This window comes from Pelorhabdus rhamnosifermentans (genome assembly GCF_018835585.1).
Lineage (GTDB): Bacteria > Bacillota > Negativicutes > UMGS1260 > UMGS1260 > Pelorhabdus > Pelorhabdus rhamnosifermentans.
Window position 1 is genome coordinate 1 of sequence record NZ_JAHGVE010000138.1, and the last position, 273, is coordinate 273.

Below are 273 nucleotides of genomic sequence, written 5' to 3' on the forward strand. Positions count from 1 at the left end.
CGAGGCGAACGATAATAACAGCAAGATCAGGGAGGCCAGCATGACGCTCGTCCATTACGAGAGCGCGGATTACGTCGCCACCATCACGATGGCTCGCAGCGAAAAGCACAATGCGCTGAACAACGCGCTGTGCAGCGAGTTGCGTGACACCTGGCTGCGCTTCCGCGACAGCGACGATCGCGTCGCGGTGCTGGCTTCCGCGGAGGAGACGTATTTCTCGGTCGGCGCCGATGTGGCCGATCTTCCCGCCAACATGTGGCACGCGGTTCCTGG

1 protein-coding gene is annotated in these 273 nt (G+C 61.9%); it reads left to right on the plus strand.

The genetic code is table 11. The features are described 5' to 3' along the window. Nucleotides 1-40: 40 nt before the first annotated feature. On the plus strand, nucleotides 41-273 hold a 233-nt coding region (locus Ga0466249_RS26095), incomplete at its 3' end, for an enoyl-CoA hydratase-related protein (RefSeq protein ID WP_215832404.1).